This window comes from Rhizobium grahamii CCGE 502, assembly GCF_000298315.2.
GTDB lineage: Bacteria > Pseudomonadota > Alphaproteobacteria > Rhizobiales > Rhizobiaceae > Rhizobium > Rhizobium grahamii.
This window is the reverse complement of the sequence record NZ_AEYE02000034.1, coordinates 1-19,616: the sequence shown is the minus strand read 5'-3', so window position 1 is coordinate 19,616 and position 19,616 is coordinate 1. Positions and strand designations below refer to the sequence as shown.

At 59.6% G+C, this 19,616-nt stretch carries 5 protein-coding genes; 3 read left to right on the top strand and 2 right to left on the bottom strand.

What is annotated here, in order from left to right; all coding sequences use genetic code 11:
• Nucleotides 1–559: 559 nt before the first annotated feature.
• Together RGCCGE502_RS27230 and RGCCGE502_RS27225 are read right to left on the bottom strand one after the other, a co-directional pair.
• Nucleotides 560–2,065 carry an O-antigen translocase gene (locus RGCCGE502_RS27230; RefSeq protein WP_016557432.1) on the bottom strand — a complete coding sequence of 502 codons (1,506 nt, stop codon included), beginning with the start codon at nt 2,063–2,065 and terminating at the stop codon, nt 560–562.
• Nucleotides 2,066–2,122: 57 nt separating this feature from the next.
• Nucleotides 2,123–3,445, bottom strand: a complete 1,323-nt coding sequence (locus RGCCGE502_RS27225; protein ID WP_016557431.1) for a polysaccharide biosynthesis/export family protein — start codon at nt 3,443–3,445, stop codon at nt 2,123–2,125.
• 337 nt (nt 3,446–3,782) lie between these two features.
• On the opposite strand from RGCCGE502_RS27225, the gene RGCCGE502_RS27220 reads away from it, so the two are divergent.
• From RGCCGE502_RS27220 to RGCCGE502_RS27210, 3 genes are all read left to right on the top strand, one after another.
• Nucleotides 3,783–5,231: a GumC family protein gene (locus RGCCGE502_RS27220; protein ID WP_040675773.1), complete on the top strand. Its 1,449-nt coding sequence runs from the start codon at nt 3,783–3,785 to the stop codon at nt 5,229–5,231.
• A gap of 133 nt (nt 5,232–5,364) precedes the next feature.
• On the top strand, nt 5,365–6,111 hold the full coding sequence (locus RGCCGE502_RS27215) for a CpsD/CapB family tyrosine-protein kinase (RefSeq protein ID WP_016557429.1): 747 nt from the start codon (nt 5,365–5,367) through the stop codon (nt 6,109–6,111).
• A 920-nt stretch (nt 6,112–7,031) separates the two neighbouring features.
• Nucleotides 7,032–19,616 (top strand): peroxidase family protein (locus RGCCGE502_RS27210; protein ID WP_016557428.1); only part of this gene is annotated, 12,585 nt, incomplete at its 3' end.

Genomic DNA, 19,616 nt, shown 5'->3' with positions numbered 1-19,616 from the left:
ACTCCGCGCTCCAGTTCCTGCAGCGTCGCGCCCGGCATATGACGGGTGGGCGCCAGATCTTCCTCGATAACCAGCTGACATCAATCGACTACCATGAGAGGCACCCCAGCACGAGCTCCTAGATCTGGAAGCGGGGCAGCGCTTTCCCCCACTTGTTGTCGCTGACTTTCACCGGCCCGGATTTAACTCTTAGCGACCGTCGACGTCGAAAATCCCTCAACCCTTCCAAGTGCAACCGATATCTGGGAGGCAGCGTCGAAGCACGGTTGCTGTGGGGGCTGTGTGGACAGGAGGATTCGTCGATTCTGTGGCCCGTTTGGCCTCTATGCTGGCCACCGCATCACCGCATCGCTGCCTTGTATCGTTGGGCGGAGCAGGAAACCTGCAATCACGTGGGGAGCCAGTGCGTCTTGTGCCTCTGCCAAATGCGCTCGGCTGCATAAGCGTAATTTCCGCTAGTGAAGCGGCGTTGTGTGTTCGGTTTGGTGCCCGCATGGCACGCTCAACCAGACACCAAACAGCCCGTCTTCCACGCAAGAGGAATTGCCGTGCGGTGCCCTTAGCCGCCACGAGGAACCAGGAGCGGACGGATCATTCGCGGAAAGGCGTGTTCTGGCAGAAGGCTGGCGAGTGTTCTCAGCGAGAAGAAACCCACGACAATCGTGATTGCCAGGCCGAAGGCCGTTGCCTCCCAGAGAGGCAGGAGCTGAAAAGCCCCGAAAACCGTTGCCGATATTGGAAGGTAGGCAAGTATCAGTCTGCGATTGGCAGGTGACCAGCGGAAACCGGTGTATCGCCGCGCGACGTAATACACAAGACCGCTGTGCCAGACATAAAGACCGAAGAACGCTAGGCCAGCTCCCGCTGGTCCTAGTGCCGGTACGCACAGCCATGCGAGGCCGACGTGGACAACGGTGGCAGCAACTTCCGACCAGAAGAATATCCCCTTGGCACCTTTCGCCAGGATAATGAATCCGATCGGCCAAGCGACTATTCGAAGCATCATTCCGAGACATATCCAACGAAGAATGTCGACCGCATCCCCAAACTCGGAGGAATAGAACAATGCCATTACCGCCGGGGCAAGGGTCAGTGTTGCGATGAGACCTGGGCCGGCCAACATGATGCTGACTTCAGTTTGTTCGTTGACGAGGCGGTTGCACTCAGGGTTATCACCGGAAACCGCAGTCAGCCGAGGGTAGAAGTCCGTTCCCATGGCCTGCAAGATGAAGCCGGCGTAGAGGCCTCCCAGAGACCATGCCGCCTGGTACAGGCCGGCTGCGTGCAATCCATCTTCGGACGCCACGATCAACCGGACCGCGTATGCGCTGCCCATCGTCAAGAAACCGCTTGCCATGAACACGATACCCAGCTTGAACAACGCGCTTGATTCCTGGAACGCCCGACGAGCCGTAAGAGAAATGCTCGGGACATCGATCCTCCGGCTGAACCACCAGGAGGCGACAAAGCTTGCGCAGGCCGCTGCCGCCAGCGATATAGCAATGCCTTGTGCTCCAAGAAAATAGATGAGCGGCACACCTACCACCAGGCTGAACAAGCCTCCAATAACGCTCATCCAGGCGAGGCCGGGGATGTCACGCGTCCCTTGCATGAGGGCCGTGCGGCCCCCGGCTGCTACCTGGAAGAAAAGGGCGAGCGAGAGAATCATGACGCCGGCCGTGTGTTGTCGGTCCCCAAAGGTCAATTGTGCCACAAGTCCGGAAAATGGCAGCAATAACGCCGCTCCTAGGAGCCCGAGAAGGAGCGAGACGCGTCGCAAAACTATTACGACCTCTGCGACCCGGCAAGCGTCTTGCGTATTGACAGCGGCGATTTGGCGAACGCCGCTTGCATTGATCCCCATTCCTGCAACGGTCTGGGACATGTCCACGATCGAGTTGTAGAGTGCCATCACTCCGATGCCTTCAGGCCCAAGGAGTAGCGCCATCGCCTTGTTGCGAAGTATCGAGAAGACCACATTTATGACGGATGATCCGCCAATGAGGATGGTTGATCTGATGATCTGGATGTAACTTCTGTTACCGTCGCCATCAGGGAGGGTCATAAACATTTGTCCCGATTTGACCGAGTTCGCCAGGATTTCGTTGCTACCTCACGTGTCTCATTGGCCCGCATCAGGCGTCGACACAGTGACTTCAACGGCGTCTGCGGATTTTGACGCCAAAGGTTGCGACGTCGCGCGCAGGGTCACCTTTAGCACGTCGCCGGGCGCCATTGCTGATGTTTCAGATGCGGCGACCTCCGCGCTCTTCTCAGTCTTGCCTGCTCGAACAATGGTGAACTGAAGCCTCGGTGGTTCGTCTGCTTCAACGGCGCTGCCTGATGACAGGATTTCCGTCAACAATTTCTGAGTGGTCTCTTTCTTCACCCGGAGCTGGCTCATGGTTGCCTGCTCCGACTGCAAGTCAGACGCAATTTGCGTTTGTCTCTTGTCGTAGAGACCCTCCAGATCCCGCGTCGTCTGACTTATGCTTTGGCGCGCACGCATGATTGCGACGGTCAGGTCGAGGCGATCGTTCTGATAACCTCTCATGACACGCTCGACTTCTGCTTGACGTGTCGCGACAATAGCACCTTTCTCGATGAGGGCGATCGTGCTGTCCAGTTGTTGTTGTACGGAAGCAATGTTGAGGTCTGTGCTCGTGGTCTTCTCCTCGAGGACTTTAATCTCCTCTGACAGGAGGTCACGCAGTGTAGTAAGAGACTTGGACTGTCTGGTGAGTTCATTAGCCCTGGCGGAAAAAATGGTTTGCTCCTGCGTGTAGATGGCATCCGAAGAGGCCGTCGCGTCAGAGCTTTCCTTTGGACCTTGAAAGGTCTTTTCTCCGGCCAATTCAGCCTTAAGGCGGGCAATCTTTACTGTGCTGCGAACGATCGAATCATCGATTTCCCTGAGGTCTCCCGCCATCCTCGTAACATCGGTGGAGCCCTGTAAGGAGCTGGCAGCGCGACGCTGGCCGCCGCCCAATGCCAAGGCCTGAAGAACCGTGATCCCGCCGTGGAAGTCATACTCACCGGGCTTCTCCACATCGCCAACAACATAAATTGGGGGGTACTTCAGGACCTCTACGGTGGCGGCTGGCTCATCTACCAGGCCGATCTTTTCCTTCAGCCGCTTTGCTATAGAAGATGCCAGGCTCACCTCATCTAACTGTTCGACCGAAATCGGGCCAAGGAGAGGAACTGAAATTGTCCCTTCCTCAGACACGGTATACTCGCCTCCTACGGTTGCCCATTGCTCGTAACTGCCCTTTGTCGGCATCCACTGCACAAGCGTCAGGCGGATTTTCGTATTGGGAAAAAGAGGGCCTGCAACAGCGGAACCGACACCGGTCAGAAAAGAAGCGGCCACGGCGAATGTTATGGCCCGCGAGATCCCGCTGAGAAGCTTGCTGCTGCGTACCCGACGTTGCTTTTCATGCATCAGCTAGGTTCCGGATTGCCTACAATACTCAAGATACTCGCCGGACATCAAACGGGTCGATGTATAGCAACATGATCTGGCGTTATATTAGTTTTTCCAGCATTCAATGCGCAAGTGCGCACCTATAACCAATAATGATTACAGAAAAGCGGAATAACAGCGCGGGTTTCATGCCGTCTAGCGGAAGTCGACTCTATAGTCACATGGCACCTCACCCAAATGGACTAACAAGAACCAGCCGAGGTCTCCACTATAGATCAACTATCGTCGCTCCCAAAACTAAATGAAGATGTCGGTCAGTACGCCGCTCTGGTTCTCAAGTTCGGATGAATTCGCAATGGGTGACATTGATGTTGGTTTCTATCTTTCCATTCTGCGACGGAGGCTGCCCTACATCGTCGCGTGCGTCATAGCGACCACGCTGATCGCTCTTGCTATCGCTGGGAACATGCCGCGAACCTACATGTCGGCTGCCAAAATCCTTGTCGAGGCGCCGCAGATTCCAGCCGCTTTGGTCCAGTCCACCGTTCCTACAAGTTCAGTTGGCCAATTACAGATCATCCAGCAGCAGCTGACAACCCGTGACAATCTCGTCAAACTAGCGGCTAAACTGAAAATCTTTGCCGGTGAAAAGGAACAGCCTCCAGTCGACTATCTGGTGAAGAATCTTCGTTCGAGGATCACTTTTGAGCAAACCGAAGTCAGCAGCGCCGATGGAGCATCTGTCTTCACGGTCGGTTTCGTGGCCGGCAGCCCGGCGCTAGCGGCAAGTGTCGCCAATGAACTCGCAACATCAATCCTCACCAGCAATCAGAAGCGAAGAAACGACAGTGCTGGCAACACGCTGCAGTTTTTCGATGACGAAGTGAAAAGACTCGACGGTGAACTCAATCACATCGAGGCGGACGTCCTGCAGTTCAAGAACAACAACAGGGACACGCTGCCCGAAAGCCTCACATTTCGCCGTACCGAGCAGAGTGGGTTGCAGGAGCGGTTGATATCGCTTGATCGAGAGCAATCGGACTTGCGCACCAGGCGTAGTCTCTTGGTCGAAACCTACATGGTGACCGGGAAATACCCGACCGGTGAGCCGCTGACTGCTGAACAGCAGATGTTGCTCGATCTGAACAAGGCGCTTGCCGATCAGCTAACGGTATTTGCAGAGACTAGCCCCAACATTATTTCACTGAGAGCTCGTATCGCGGCCTTGCGAGCGAAGGTCATTCCAGAGAAACGGGAGAACGGGGATGCCAAGGCCCAGTCCGGTCTTGACCTTCAGTTGTCGGACGTCGACAGGCGCATAGACGCAATCGACAAAGAAAAAGTGCAGATTACCGCAAGGATTGCGGCCCTCGATCAATCCATCGTCGCTACGCCGGCAACCGATATCCGATTAAACGCCTTGGAACGAACAGTTGCGAACACTCAAACCCTGTACAACACGGCCATCGCCAAGCGGGCGGAGGCATTGCTCGGTAAGCAGATCGAGACGCGGTCCGATGGTGGACGCTTCTCGCTTCTGGAGGAAGCCACCGAGCCGCTCGAACCGATGCGGTCCAAGCGTCGCCTTATCGTTTTCGGTGGTGTTGCCGCCGGGCTAGCATTGAGTTTTGCAATCATTGCACTGCTCGAATTCCTGAACAAGACGATCCGCCGGCCAACCGAACTCGTCCAGATGCTTCAGGCACAGCCGCTGGCAGTGATCCCCTTCATCCAAACACCTTACGAGAGTCGAACGCCACCTTTGAAAAGAAAGCTCAACAGCGTCACGCGAATGTTCAGCTGACGGAACATGCGACAGGGATGCCGTGCTGCAATGGTCAAAAGTAAAACCGAGTAGCGTCATGGTTCGACGCAGGGATTGAGGACATGCAATGGAATTTGTGGGCAGATCGTCGCGTAGTAGAGGAATTTCCGAGATGGACGATCGCGTCCCTGAGATGCCCGAACCGCTCGGAATCGTTAGAGGGGCATGGGAAGGGCTTTCGCCGCTGATCGTTGATCACGATGTAGCCGCCAATAATCGTGTCATCACGTTGAATCGGTCGTCTTCGGCCCACGCCGCTTTCGACATGATGCGCACGAAGCTGTTACGCATCCTCAGGCAAAACAACTGGACCTCGGTTGCGATAACGTCTCCCACGCCGGCCTGTGGCAAAACCTGCATTGGGCTCAACCTTGCCTTCAGCCTGGCCAATCAAAAGGATTGTCGGACGGTACTGATTGACCTCGACCTTCGGCGCCCGCAGATCGGTAAAACGCTCTCGATCAAGAATTCAGGCTCCATCGAGAGCTTCCTGAAGGGGGGCGCGGGCTTGCGAGAAACGTTCTTCCGGTACGGAGACAACCTGGCGATTGGGCCAAACCGGCATCCGGTGCAATTTTCAGCTGAGCTCCTTCAAAGCGCTGCGGCCGCCCAGGCTCTCGAAGAGATGCGTCAGGAGTTAAAGCCCACCGTCATCCTGTATGATTTGCCCCCGATGCTTTCAACCGACGACGTACTCGCGTTTCTTCCGAACGTGGACGGGGTCATCCTTGTTGCCGCATCCGAACAGAGCACGGTGAGTGAAGTCGATATCTGCGAGCAGAGCCTGCGCGAAAAGACAAATGTGCTCGGTGTAGTGCTAAACAAGAGTGCGTACAGCCAGGAGCAATACGGCTACTAGACCGGTACGGAATCCATCGATACGCACAACGGTGAGGAAGAAGGCCAAACACCTTCGGTTACATCGGGCAAACTAGTGCAGGGGCCACCCAGCTGCCGTGATCGTGTCGAGCCTTTGCAGCGATTTCGAGCAGTCAGCGAGCCTCGGCAATGTCCATCAGGCCGTCGCCCCGGCGCGGGAGACCAGTAGCCGTGGATTGCGCGACATTGATACGCGGTCCACTGTCATTGCCGCATTGATCCTGCCCCATTGGAATAATGTTCTCGACCACAATTCACGACGCCGGCGTTCGCTCACCCTTTTGATAACAGTAGCGTCCGCCACGCTATCCTGTCCGAAACACTTGAATGCGCAGAGTAGCTCGTGACCCGCACTTTCATTGAGATGATGGCAATGACTGGCGCGAGGCGGCCAAGAATAGGGCCTGAAATCACTATACACGCATTGTTCCCTTGTCCGGCGAGAGATGTTCGCATTGCGCTTACAAACTGCGTCGTTCTCTCCGATGTTGGCAACTCCCAGGGCCCTATTATCGAGGCCCTATACCGAGGCCAAAGTGTTCCGTTGATCCGGATCTGATTGTCAACGACCTCAGTCTCTCCTCGTCTCAAAAGCGTCGCCGCCTCGCGGAAATCGTCAGATCGGCGAATCGCCAAAAGACGGCCCTTTGGTCTCAGACCAAAGTCTCAACAAATAGCGACCTTCGTGCCGTCGGCTACTGGACAGTTGTCCAGCTGATTGTGCGACCTAGTCCCCTCGCACACTGATCCTCGGGCCTGCATAATGGTGGCAGGGTGGTCCTTGGGGACCTACCAACTGTCTCGGTCATAGCTTCGGCGACGTGTTCAGCCGGCACGCACTTCGTTTGTGCGAAGGGCGAAGCTTTGTCCAAGGCGTAGGGCAACTTTGGGGAGGGTATTATGGTACAATTCATTCGTTCAGACCTGGATTTCATCCTGCAGCAGATCATCATTGCGGAGCGGAATGCTCAGGGCGAGAGCCTCGCTGACATCTTGCCAAACGCCGAGGTGCCATTCGGCCTCCGAACCGTCGATGGCTCTTTCAACAATCTGGTCCACCCCGAATTCGGGTCTGCGGATCTGCCGTTTCCGCGCCTGACCGACCCGTCGCTCCGTCCTCCCTACGACACGTCGGGCACCGTGACAGACGCCCAGCCGCGCACGATCAGCAACCTGATTGTCGATCAGACGGACAATAATCCGGCAGCCCAGGCCGCGGCCAGTCAGACACCGGGATCAGGCACCGTCACCAGCCCCGGGCTGGACGGCCTGTTCGGCACAGCCGACGACACTCCAGTCAACTTCATCCCGAACGTCACCGCCGATGCGGGCCTGTCAGCGCCGTTCAACGCCTGGATGACCTTCTTCGGCCAGTTTTTCGACCATGGTCTCGATCTGGTCACCAAGAGCAGCACGGAATTTGTTTTCATTCCTCTGCAACCGGACGATCCGCTGTTCGTCGCGGGTAGCCCGACAAATTTCATGGTCCTCAACCGTGCCGAGGGCGGGCAGAACGCAACCAACACGACGTCGCCCTTCGTCGACCAGAGCCAGACCTATTCCTCGAGCCCATCGCATCAAGTCTTCCTGCGCGCCTATAGTCTGGACGCGGGCGGGGCGCATGCCACCGGCGAGCTGATAACCAACCGAAATCTTGGCACCGATGGGCACTTCGGCGGCGGCGATGATGTCGAGATTGGCGGCATGGCGACCTGGAAGGTCGTCAAGGCACAGGCCAATGACATCCTTGGTATCAACCTCACCGATGCCGATTTCGACAACGCGCCACTTCTCGCGACCGACGCCTATGGCAATTTCATCAAGGGACCGAATGGCTTCCCGCAGGTCGTGATGAAAGGGGCGGACGGCATCGGCGGCACCGGTGATGACGTCCTTGTCGAGGGCAATCCCCTTGCGCCGATCTCGCTCGCCAATGCTGTGCGAACCGGTCATGCCTTCCTCAATGACATCGCGCACGCGGCCGTACCGGTGTTCAACACCGGAGGTGGCGCAGACGGTATTGCCCATACGGCAGATGACCTGAATACGGCGGCCTATGACACCGCGCTTCTCGACGCACACTACATCGCCGGTGACGGACGCGTGAACGAGAATATCGGCCTTACCGCCGTGCACGCTGTGTTCCATTCCGAGCATAACCGGCTGGTCGAGCAGACCAAGGACGTTGTGCTGGCGAGTGGCGATCTTGCCTTCCTCAACCAATGGCTCGACACCCCGCTTGCCGCGAACACTGCATTCCCGCTGACGCAGACCGAGATCGATGCGCTCGATTGGAATGGCGAGCGCCTGTTCCAGGCTGCGAAATTCGGCACCGAGATGCAGTATCAGCACCTTGTGTTCGAGGAGTTCGCCCGCACGGTCCAACCTCAGGTCGACGAATTCCTGGCGCCGAACGGCTACGATACCACGATCAACCCGGCGATTCTTGCCGAGTTCGCACATACGGTCTACCGCTTCGGTCATTCGATGCTCACCGAGACGGTCGACCGCCTGGATCCAAACTTCAATACCGTCGGTGGCGACCCGCAACTCGGCCTAATCGCAGCCTTCCTCAATCCGCTTGCCTATGCCGAGAGTGGCCTGACGCCTGAACAGGCGACCGGCGCGATCGTACGCGGTGTAACCCGTCAGGTCGGCAACGAGATCGACGAGTTCGTTACCGAGGCGCTGCGCAACAACTTGCTCGGCCTGCCGCTCGACCTGCCGGCGCTGAACATTGCGCGTGGCCGTGACACCGGCATTCCGACGCTCAACGATGCGCGGGCCGAGTTCTTCGCCATGACCGGCGATAGTCAGCTCAAGCCATATATCAGCTGGGCCGATTTTGCCGACCACCTCAAGCATGCGGAGTCGCTTATCAACTTCATAGCAGCCTATGGCACGCATGATTCAATAACCGGCGCGGCGACGCTGGCCGAAAAGCGTGCTGCAGCCACGCTGATCGTGCTGGGCGGAGTCGGAGCGCCAGCCGACCGACTAGACTTTTTGAACGCGACCGGCACCTATGCTGCCGATGGTACCCTTGGCGGCCTCAACGACGTCGATTTCTGGATCGGCGGCCTTGCGGAAGAAAAAATGCCGTTTGGCGGCATGCTCGGCTCGACCTTCAACTTCGTCTTCGAGACCCAGCTTGAATCGTTGCAGAACGGGGACCGCTTCTACTACCTGTCGCGCACGGCCGGCATGCATTTCGGCACTGAGCTGGAAAACAACTCCTTCGCCAAGCTGATCATGCTGAACAGCGATGCGACTCATCTGCCGAACGCGATCTTCACAACCCCAGCCTTCACGCTCGAAGTCGATCAATCGCGCCAACACACCGGGCTAGGCCCCGATGGCCGTGCGGATCCGACCGGCGGCATCGAGATCAATGGCGTCGAAGTCGTTCCACTTGTCATTCGCGACAACCCGGAGACAAACGGTACGGACACGAACTACCTCCACTACACCGGCGAGGACCATGTGGTCCTCGGTGGCACCGCTGGCGATGACATTATCACCTCCAGTGAAGGTGATGACACGCTTTATGGAGATGGGGGCAACGACCGTCTCGAGGGAGGCATGGGCAACGACACGGTTCTCGGCGGTGACGGCGACGACATTCTGTCCGACTCCTTCGGCGACAATCGCATCGAAGGCGGTGCTGGCAACGACGTGATTGTCGTAGGCAACATGTCGGTCCTGGGCAACCTGATCCTCGGCGGCGACGGCCAGGACTTCATCATCACCACGGAAGACATCTCGACGACGTTCGGCGGCACCGGTGACGACTTCATCCTCGGCGCCAAGACCAATCTGCCGCCGACAGGCAATGAAGGCGACGACTGGATCGAGTTGGGCACCCAGGACGGGGCGCCCGGCGACAACTTCGCGCCGTTACTGGCCGACGACGTGATCGGCAATGACATCTTCATCGGCGGCGGCGGCTTCGACGAAATGATCGGTGAAGGCGGCGACGATATCTTCACCGGCAGCGACGCCCAGGACAAGATGGACGGGATGTCAGGCTTCGACTGGGTCACCTATCTGAACGATCGCTTTGGCGTGACCGTTGACCTCACGCTGGCTGCATTGGCGCAACCGCACGGCGCACCGGCGACCAACATCGGAGCTTTCCAGCCCATAGGTGCTTCGCCTGCCTCGATCCTCGACCGCTTCGCGGAAGTGGAAGGTCTGTCGGGTTCGAGATTTGCCGACGTACTGCGCGGCGACGACGTTGACGCCGTCACGATCGTCAACCATGGCGGCGCCACCGGTAGCGCACTCACCAACGTTGCACTCATCGACCAGCTCGACGCGCTGCTCGGCAATGCCGGGCTGTCGACGACGGGATTTGCGACCGGCAACATCATCCTCGGTGGTGACGGCAGCGATATCATCGAGGGCCGCGGCGGCGACGATCTGATCGATGGCGACAAGTGGCTGAACGTGCGTATCGGCGTCTATGCGGCCGATGACATAAATCACACCGGCACGCCGATTGCCTCATTCAACAACATGGTCCAGTTGATGCCGTTCATGCTGGCGGGCACCTACAATCCCGGCCAATTGCATGCGATCCGCGAGATCATGGATGGCAGCTCGACCGGCGGCAACGCCTTCGACACGGCCGTCTTCTCGGGCAACAGAGCAGACTATACTGTCACCATCGACAATAGGGGAACTGCAGACTTCAGCGATGATATCGTGACGGTCGCCGACGGTGTGGTTGCCCGCGACGGCAGGGATACCCTGACCCATATCGAGCGGCTGCAATTCGCGGACCAGGCCGTCGTCGTTGTGCCCGGCCTCAACGCGGAACCGGTTGGACTGCTTGAGATTCGCGATGCCACGACGCATGCCGCAGACGGCACACCGACAGCCGGCCAGTTGCTGGAGGTGTCGATTGCCGGCGTGACCGATGGAGACAATCCCGATTCCGGGGCAATCACAGAGTCCGTCTCCTACTACTGGCAAGTCGATCGCAATGGCGATGGCGTCTTTGAAGATATCATCCTCCTTCCGGCGGGCGATCTTGCTTTCCTGAGCGCTGATGGCGTCAACTTCCGCGTGACGCCAGACCTTGTTGGCTTACCTATCCGTGTCAAGGCCTACTACCAGGACGCCCATGGTGTGACCGAAACGGTCTTCTCGGCACCGACTGCGGCGATCGCCGCTGCACCGGTCGTCCCGCCGACGGTCGCAGCTCCGCTGAACGAAGTCACCGCCGGCGGCGCCGGCATTCATATGGCGGTTTCCGACCTGCAGTTCATTCTTGATCAGATCAAGATTGCCGAAGCTCACGCCAGCGGCGCGAGCCTCCTGTCCCTGATCCCGAACGTTCGCTCGCCGCTTGGCCTGCGCGCTGTCGACGGTTCAGACAACAACCTCGTGCATCTCAACGGTATTGACCAGAGCGAGTTCGGGGCGGCCGACAACACTTTCCCGCGGGTGGTACCACCTAACTTCCTGGACGAGCAGGATGAAAGTCCATTCAGCCTGGGACCAGGCGGCCCGCCGCCCGTCACCAACACCAACTACAATTCTTCCATCAGTGTGGTTGACTCGGATCCACGCACGATCAGCAACCTGGTCGTCGACCAGACAGCCAACAATCCGGCGGCCTATGCGGCTGCGTTCGATCCTGGCCTCAACGGCCATCTTGACTTCGGCGTATCCGGTCCCGGTAATGACGACGTACTGAAAGACGGCGTTTCGATCGTCAAGAGCCCTGGAATCGACGGCCTTTTCGGCACGCCTGATGACCGCGACGTGTTCAAGATTGACGCGGTCGCGCCTGATGTCGGCCTTTCGGCACCGTTCAATTCCTGGTTCACGTTCTTCGGCCAGTTCTTCGACCACGGTCTCGACCTCGTCACCAAGGGCGGAAACGGCACCATCTACATTCCCCTGCAGCCAGACGATCCGCTTTACGTCCCCGGCGGCAGTTCAAACTTCATGGTTGTGACGCGGGCGACACAGGCAGGGCCTGACGGCATCCTCCTCGACAACCCGAACACCAGCGTTGACGAGTCCGCCGACAATACTCACGCCGGCACCAACACGACCACGCCATTTGTCGACCAGAACCAGACCTATTCCTCGCATCCATCGCACCAGGTTTTCCTGCGCGCCTACAGTCTGGACGCGGGCGGGGCGCATGCCACCGGCAAGCTGATAACCAACTGGAATCTCGGCGCCGACGGGCATTTCGGCGGCGGCGATGACGTCGAGATTGGCGGCATGGCAACCTGGAAGGTCGTCAAGGCGCAAGCCAACGACATCCTCGGCATCAATCTCACCGATGCCGATTTCGACAACGTGCCGCTGCTGGCCACCGACGCCTACGGCAATTTCATTAGGGGGCCGAATGGCTTCCCGCAGGTGGTAATGAAGGGGCTGGACGGCATTGGCGGCACGGCTGACGACTTCCTTGTCGAGGGCAATCCTCTTTCGCCGATCTCGCTGACCAATGCGGTGCGCACAGGCCATGCCTTCCTCAATGACATCGCCAACAATGCGGTCCCGGTCTTCGCACCTGGCGGAGGCGCTGACGGTGTCCCGAAAACCGCCGATGACCTCATTGCCGATACCGACGACATTACTGGAAACCCAATCATACCCGACGCACAGGGCCACAATCCATTCTATGACAACGAACTGCTCGACGCGCACTACATCGCCGGCGATGGCCGCGTGAACGAGAATATCGGCCTCACCGCCGTGCACTCGATCTTCCACCATGAGCACAACCGGTTGGTCGACCAGACCAAGGAGACGGTCCTTGCGTCAGGCAACGTCGACTTCATCAATGAGTGGCTGGACAAGGATCATCATATCACCGGTCTGCCGACTCCCGCAGAGATTGGATCCCTGGTCTGGGACGGCGAGCGCCTGTTCCAGGCAGCCAAGTTCGGCACCGAGATGCAGTATCAGCATCTGGTCTTCGAGGAGTTCGCGCGCACCATCCAACCGAATGTCGACCTGTTCTTCGCACCCACCCAGGTCTATGACGCCGACCTCGACCCCTCGATCGTGGCCGAGTTCGCCCATACCGTCTATCGTTTCGGCCATTCGATGCTGACCGAGACTGTCGACCGCTACGATGAGAATTTCAACGTCGTGGGCGACGGGAACCCCAGCGAAGCCGGCAATCAGCAGACCGGCCTGATCGCAGCGTTCCTGAACCCGCTGGCTTTCGCCGCGAGCGGGGCGACTCCGGAGGATGCGACCAGCGCCATCGTGCGCGGCGTCACCCGCCAGGTAGGCAACGAAATCGACGAGTTCGTGACCGAAGCTCTTCGCAACAACTTGCTTGGCCTGCCCCTCGACTTGCCTGCGATCAACATTGCACGTGGCCGCGATGTCGGCATTCCCTCACTGAATGCGGTTCGCCGCGACATCTACAGGCAGACCGGGAACTCTGACCTGAAGCCGTACACGAGTTGGGCCGACCTGGTCCAGCACCTGAAGCACCCGGAATCGGTGATCAACTTCATTGCCGCCTACGGCACGCATAGCTCGATCGCCAGCGCTACGACGACCGCGGCCAAGCGCGCCGCGGCTGCACTCCTGGTGCTGGGTGGTGTCGACGCGCCCGCCGACCGGCTCGACTTCCTGAATTCCTCCGGTGCCTGGACGAGCCCAGCCAGCGGGGTCACTACAACGGGTCTCGACGCCATCGATCTGTGGATTGGCGGCCTGGCCGAGGAGAAGAACCCGTTCGGGGGCATGCTCGGCTCGACCTTCAACTTCATCTTCGAGAACCAGCTCGAGAAGCTGCAGGATGGCGACCGCTTCTACTATCTCGAGCGCACCGCAGGCCTGGCCTTCAACGCCGAGCTGGAGAGCAATTCGTTCGCCAAGCTCATCATGGCCAACACAACTGCAGCCCACCTGTCGGCGCTTGTTTTCTCCACACCAACCTGGACACTCGAGGTCGACCAGAGCAAGCAGTTCACCGCGCTTGGCCCAGACAATCATGCCGACCCGACAGAAGGAGGCACAGCGCTCAATCCGCTGGTGGTTCGCGACAATCCCGATACTGTTGGTCCCGACAGCAACTACATCAAATATACCGGTGAAGACCACATCGTGCTTGGCGGCACCAACCCTGGTAGCCTCGCCAATCCGAGCGGCAACGACATACTGATCTCGGGAGCTGGCGACGACACCGTCTATGGCGACGGAGGCGACGACCGCATCGAAGGCGGCTACGGCAACGACCAGCTTCGCGGCGGTGCCGGCAACGATATCATCACCGACATTGGCGGCGACGACAACATCCAGGGCGGCGATGGCGACGACGTGATCCAGGGGGGCAATGGTGTCAACCTGATCATCGGCGGCTTCGGCAGTGACTTCATCATCACCGGCGAGGACGCATCGGAAGCGATTGGCGGTCAGGGCAACGACTTCATCCTGGGCAGCAAGGCCAACGAACAGGATATGGGCAACGAGGGTGACGACTGGATCGAGAAGGGCACGTCGGACGGAGCGCCTGGCGACAATTTCGACCCGCTTGGCAACGACCCGATCATCGGCAACGATGTCTTCATCGGTGACGGTGAAAACGACAAGTTCAACGCCGAAGGCGGCGACGACATCATGGTCGGCAAGACCGGCTTCGGCGACCGCTACATCGGCGGCTCCGGCTACGACTGGGCCGACTTCAAGGATAACGACCGCGGCGTCTACATCGACATCTCGGATCGCTTCTTCGACTCGCCTCTATTGCCGGGTTCGGCCACGCCGCTGATCCGTTTCGATATCGTCGAAGGCATCTCCGGTTCGCATTTTGGCGACGTGCTGCACGGCGACAACGTCGACGCGGCAGCCCTGCCGACAGCGGGCGCAACGGGCAGCGTGCTGACCAACATTGCTCTCATCAACGGTCTGGGGAGCCTGCTCGATACAGCCTACGGTGAACATAAGACGTTCTACGATGGCGGCAACATCATCCTTGGCGGTGATGGCAGCGACATCATCGAGGGCCGCGGCGGCGACGACGTCATCGACGGCGACAAGTGGCTGAATGTCCGCATCGCCGTCTACGCGGCGGGCGACACAAACCACACCGGGCCGGAAATCGCCTCCTTCGACAGCATGGCCGATCTGGACTTCCAAGCGAAGATGCTGAACGGCACCTGGAACCCTGGCCAGTTGAACATCGTGCGTGAGATCAAGACAGGCACGGCTGCCTTCGACACGGCGGTCTTCTCAGGCAGGCAGGCCGACTACTCGATCACGACGGCTGGCGGCGTGACAACGGTGACGGACAATCTCGGCACAGACGGCACCGACCGGTTGATGAACATCGAACGGCTGCAATTCTCCGATGGGTCAGTCTTGCTCGGTGGCACGAATGCCGCACCTTCCGGAGTGATGTCGATCCTGGCTGGCGGAACGCCTGTCGACTCGGCTGCTGCTGGCACGGTGTTGACGGTGTCGTTCGCCGGGATCACGGATGCCGACAATGTGAGCGCCACCAATCCGACCGGAACAATCACCGGACCGGTCGACTATTTCTGGCAGGTCGAGACAGTTCCCGGATCAGGCGTCTATGAGGACATTCTCACCTTCGGTGCCGGCGAAGTCGAGCGTGCCCACGGCACGAGCTTTACGGTCACCGACGCTGAGGCGGGACTTGGCTTGCGCGTGCGCGCCATCTACCAGGACGGCCATGGAACGCTGGAGCAGATCTATTCAGCCCTGCCGCCAACACCGGGCGTCGGCCTCACCCTGGTCGGCACGCGTGGTGCGGACACACTCGTTGGCACCGCGCTTGCGGACACGATCACGGGCGACCGTGGCGACGACATTATCACTGGCCTTGGCGGCAATGACACGATCGACGCAGGTCGTGGGGCTGATACTGTCGACGGCGGCGACGGCGACGACACCATCCTCGGCGACCGCGACAACGACATCCTCAATGGCGGGGCCGGTGACGACACGATCGACGGCGGCCGTGGTGACGACACCATCAATGGCGGTCTGGGCAATGACACGATCCTTGGCGATCGCGGCAATGACCTGATCGTCGTCGGATCTACCGAAGGGCGTGACATCATCGACGGCGGCCGCGATACCGACACCGTTCAGGTCGTGGGCGACGCGACTGCCGAAGCCTTCCGGATCTATGCCCGGGTGGATGCGATCGCGGCCGGCATCACGGTGGCGGCAGCGACCGAGATCGTGATCACGCGCGGTACCGCGGTGGTCGCGGAACTTGCGAATATCGAGGAGATCCAGATCACCGGTGGCGGTGGCGGCGATACATTCCAGGTCATCGGAAATTTCGCACCGACGACATTGCTCACCAGCACCATTACGATCGATGGCTCGGCAGGAGACGATACCGTCAACATCAGTTCGCTGACGTCGGCGCACCGTATCGTCTTCACTTCGAATGGTGGCCATGACACCATCATCGGCACGCTGCGTCCGCAGGATATCGTGCGGCTGGCCCCCGGTTCAACCCTGGCCGACTACCACTCGACGACGGCCAACGGCATGACGACAATGTCGAACGGCACGCACTCAGTCACCTTCGCCAGCGCAGGAACGCCGACCTTTGAGGCCGGCTCCGGCTCTGGCAACGGAGGCGGCGACACCGGTGGAAACGGCAATGGTGGGGGCGGCAATGGTGGAGGCGGTGGCAACGAGGATCCGGGAGGCAGCGGCGCCTTCCATCTGACAGCCAGCGATCTCGCTGCTCTGAAAAATCTGGTGAATGGCTTGCCTGGCGGCGAAGACAATGACGCCGTCGGCATTCGTGACCTCGAAGGCACGGGCAACAATCGCGCGCATGCATACTATGGATCCGCCGACCAGCCCTTCATCCGTCTAACGGACGCGCATTTCGGCGATTACAACGACACCACCCACAACCGCGATATCAACCCGCTCTTCAACGGGCTGGACCCGCGTGCGATCAGCAATGCGCTCGGTGCCCAGGAAGCGAACCTTCCGACCAGCGCCGAACACGCCAACAGCCTGTTCACGGCATTTGGCCAGTATTTCGACCATGGCCTCGACTTCCTGCCGAAGGGCGGCAACGGTACGATCCAGATCGGTGCAGCAGGTGCCGGACATACGCCTGGTACCGACAACCCTGCGGATCTGACCCGCGGAACGGTTTCCGGCTTCGATGCCAACGGCGTTCCGGAAAACCTTAACAAGACCTCGCCCTTTGCCGACCAGAACCAGGCTTACGGCTCGGATGAGCTCGTTGGCCAGTTCCTCAGGGAAGGCGACGGCCACGGTGGGTTCAGCGGTCGGCTCTTGGCCGGCGCGCCCGATCCATCCAACCCGGACTTCAATCTGTTGCCCAATCTGCGTGAAATGATCATGCATCATTGGGCCAATAACACGGTCTTCACGGCAGCTTCGTTGCCGGGCGGCCACATCGGCTTCCGCGACTATTTTGCCGGGCTGGTCGATGCCGGCGGTCACATCGATGAGACGATGTTGCCGCAGATGACGAAGAACTTCATGGGCAGCGGCTTTGCGCTGTTGCTCGACACCAATCCGTTCATCAGCCTGCTCGATCACTATGTAGCCGGCGATGGCCGGGCCAACGAGAACGTCGCTTTGACGGCGATCCACACCATCTGGGCCCGCAACCACAATTTCCATGTTGCCGGGCTGCTGGAGGCGGGTTTCACCGGCACTACCGAGGAACTCTTCCAGGCCGCCAAGGTGATCAACGAGACCGAATACCAGCGCGTCGTCTATACCGAATTTGCCGACAAGCTGCTCGGTGGCATGAAGGGTGACGGCGAGCACGGCTTCAACGAGTACAACCCCGACACCGATGCCCGGGTATCGCACGAATTCGCGACGGCGGCCTATCGGTTCGGCCATTCTCTCATCGGCCAGAACTTGACCGTGATGGATGCGCAAGGCCATCCGACCCAGGTGGCGCTGTTTGACGCCTTCCTCAACCCGACGAACGACGTAAGCGCGTTCACGGCACCGCTGCCTCCCGGCTACGTGCCACAGCCGGGTTATGAACAGCTCGGTATCAACGGCATCCTTGCCGGTGGCGTCGTGCAGCCGGCAGAAGAGGTCGATGTCAACATCGTAGACGCTGTGCGCAACGATCTGGTGCGCAGCAGTGCTGACGTGTTCGCCTTCGACGTTGCCCGCGAATGGGACGTTGGTCTAGGCTCGATGAACCAGATCCGCGCGGATCTCCTGGCATCGACCGATCCCTATGTGCATGAAGCGGTCGGCTTTGCCGGCAACCTCTCGCCCTACACGTCATGGGAGGACTTCCAGAACCGCAATGGCCTTTCGGACACTGTCATCAACCAGTTCCGCCAAGCCTATCCAGACCTCGTGCTGCAAGCGGGTGACATCGCGAAATTCAAGCAGATCAATCCAAGCATAGAGGTCGCGATGCAGCCGGATGGTACCGGCGTCGTCAAGGGCATCGACCGTGTCGACCTGTTCGTCGGCGGTCTTGCCGAGAAGCACATCAACGGCGGCGTCGTAGGGCAGACCTTCTGGGTCATCTTGCACGAGCAACTGGATCGCATCCAGGAAGGCGATCGCCTCTACTACCTCGATCGCGTGGAGAACCTCGACTTCTACGACATCGTCGAGGAGCAGGGCTTCGCTGCGATCATCGCTCGCAACACCGGGCTGACCAACCTGCCTGAAGATATCTTCGGAACGAACCAGCAGGGCAATCAGGGCGGAGGCGACGACGACCAGAACCAGGGCGGTGGTGATGGTGGCGGCGACGGCGACGGCCAGAACGGCGGTGGCGATGATGGCGGCAACGGCGGTAACGGCGGCGATGACGACGACGGTGGCGACGATGGCGACAACAATGGTGGAGGCGACGATGACGGCCAGAATGGCGGCGGCGATGATGGCGACAACAATGGTGGAGGCGACGATGACGGCCAGAATGGCGGCGGCGATGATGGCGACAACGGCGGCAACGGCGGCGGTGACGACGACGGTGACGATGATGGCGACAACAATAGTGGCGGCGACGACGATGGCCAGAACCAGGGCGGCGGTGACGATGATGGCGGCAACGGCGGCGGTGACGATGACGGCCAGAACCAGGGCGGCGGCGATGGCGATGGCTCCGGTGACGGTGGCACGGATCCGCTTCCTGTCGCGGCGCGGACGTTGATCGGGACGGTTGCTGGGGATGTCCTGATTGGTGCGGCGGGGGATGACACGATCCTTGCCGGTGGTGGTGGGGATATCGTTGCCGGCGATGCGGGCTCCGACATCCTGCGCGGCGAGGACGGCGACGACGTGGTGACGGCCGGTGACGGCAACGACAGCGTCACCGGCGGGGCCGGCGACGACGAGCTGCACGGCGGGTCCGGCGACGACATGCTGTTCGGCAATGCCGGCAAGGACATGATCCATGGCGAAGCGGGCAACGACTTCATCGAGGGCGGTGCCGGCGAGGATCAGGTCTGGGCTGGTGACGGCGACGACACGGTGATCGCG

Excerpts from the sequence above, each read along its gene's own strand:
- RGCCGE502_RS27230 (WP_016557432.1), bottom strand. The coding sequence starts at position 2,065 with ATGACCCTCCCTGATGGCGACGGTAACAGAAGTTACATCCAGATCATC.
- RGCCGE502_RS27225 (WP_016557431.1), bottom strand. The coding sequence starts at position 3,445 with ATGCATGAAAAGCAACGTCGGGTACGCAGCAGCAAGCTTCTCAGCGGG.
- RGCCGE502_RS27220 (WP_040675773.1), top strand. The coding sequence starts at position 3,783 with ATGGGTGACATTGATGTTGGTTTCTATCTTTCCATTCTGCGACGGAGG.
- RGCCGE502_RS27215 (WP_016557429.1), top strand. The coding sequence starts at position 5,365 with ATGGACGATCGCGTCCCTGAGATGCCCGAACCGCTCGGAATCGTTAGA.